Origin of the sequence: Sphingobium sp. ba1 (assembly GCF_000743655.1) — a bacterium.
In the GTDB taxonomy this organism is placed as follows: Bacteria; Pseudomonadota; Alphaproteobacteria; order Sphingomonadales; family Sphingomonadaceae; genus Sphingobium.
Genome location: NZ_JPPQ01000067.1, coordinates 1 through 1,547, shown reverse-complemented (window position 1 = coordinate 1,547; position 1,547 = coordinate 1). Strand labels below are relative to the sequence as shown.

Sequence of the window (1,547 nt, the reverse complement as noted above, 5' to 3'; positions counted from 1 at the left end):
GCGCACGCCCGCGCCCTTCCGCGCCAAGCTCGACCATCTGCTGCAAGTCACCGCCCGTTGAACATGCCGCACCATCCGGCCATCGTGCGCGCATCTGTCGCCAGTGACGGCCGGTTGCTGAGCGCTGATGCGCCGTTGCTGGCGTTGCAGGAAGAGGCGGGGGGCAGCCTCGGCACCCTGCTCGTCATCCCCCAGCTTACCGCCATCGCCCGGTTGACCCAGCGCCTTGGCGTGCCAGTCTCGCGGCCCGTCGCTGCCGCCGCCGAGCGTGGCGACATCGACATGTGGGTGCGCGCCAAGCCTGATGGCGCGTGCGTGTCGCTGTCGATCATCGACTGGCAGGAACGGCCGATCCCGCTCGCCCCGGTCGAACAGATCGACCGCGAAGCCGACATCGCCACCCTGGCCGAAGGTTGGACCTGGCAGGTCGACACCCAGTTGCGCTTTCAAATGGCGATGGACAATGGCGGGCCGCAGGGCACGCTGCCGCGCGATCCGCCGCTGCCGGGCAGTCGCTTTTCCGCCTATTTCGACCTGCGCCCCGATGCCGATGGCGACATGGCGATGCTGCGCGGCTTTGCCCAGCGGCGCGCCTTCCGCGATCAGGACGCCGCGCTGGTCGGCGATCCCGACCGCCTGTTCCGTCTGTCCGCTATTCCTTTGTTCGACCTTGCGGGCCAGCTCATGGGCTATCGCGGCACCGCGCTACCGCTGGAGCGCGCGGTCGCAGCGCCGCAGGTAGAGGACGCGCCCGTCACGCTCTATCCCGGCGAATTCGGCAAACGGCTCGACCGGTCGCTGCGCCAGCCGCTGGGGCGGATCATCGCCAATGCCGATACCATCAGTGCGCAACGCGATGGACCGCTTCGCCCCGATTATGCGGGCTATGCCAAGGATATCGCTTCGGCCGGGCGGCACCTGATGGCGCTGGTCGATGATCTCGCTGATCTGCAAGCGATCGACCGCCCGGACTTCGCGGTCATCGCCGAAGAGGTCGACTTGGCCGATCTCGGACGGCGCGCGGCGGGGCTGCTGACCGTAAAAGCGCTCGATCGCCGCATCACTATCCTGCCGCCGCAGGAGGATCAGAGTCTGCTCGCCACCGGCGAATTTCGCCGCGTGCTGCAAATCCTCGTCAACCTCATCGGCAACGCCGTGCGCTATGCGCCCGAAGACACGCAGGTCCGCATCGTCACCGAATCCGCACCTGGCGAAGCGCGCATCATGGTGATCGATCAGGGACAGGGCGTGGCGCTCGCCGACCGCGAACGCATTTTCGAGAAGTTCGAACGGCTTGGCCGCGACGATGCGGGCGGGTCGGGCCTTGGCCTCTATATCTCGCGCCGCCTGGCGCGCGCGATGCATGGCGATATCCGCATCGGCGGCGCACCGGGCGAAGGTGCCCGCTTCATTCTGTCACTCCCCCGCGCCGACTGACCGCTCAGGGCAGCGAGACGAAACTGTCCATCACCCGCTTGCGCCCCGCCGTCTCGAAATCGATCTCCAGCTTGTTGCCCTCGATCTCCGCGACGATGCCATAGCCGAAT

Annotated in this window: 2 protein-coding genes; one reads left to right on the top strand and one right to left on the bottom strand. The window is 67.4% G+C overall.

The features are described 5' to 3' along the window. Positions 1-57 precede the first annotated feature (57 nt). The gene (locus IL54_RS02970) at positions 58-1,437 is read left to right on the top strand and encodes a sensor histidine kinase (protein WP_037473123.1); all 1,380 of its coding nucleotides are present in this window, start codon (positions 58-60) and stop codon (positions 1,435-1,437) included. A gap of 4 nt (positions 1,438-1,441) precedes the next feature. On the opposite strand, the gene IL54_RS25805 is transcribed toward IL54_RS02970, so the two are convergent. Next, positions 1,442-1,547 (bottom strand): DUF3553 domain-containing protein (locus tag IL54_RS25805; RefSeq protein WP_156106091.1); only part of this gene is annotated, 106 nt, incomplete at its 5' end.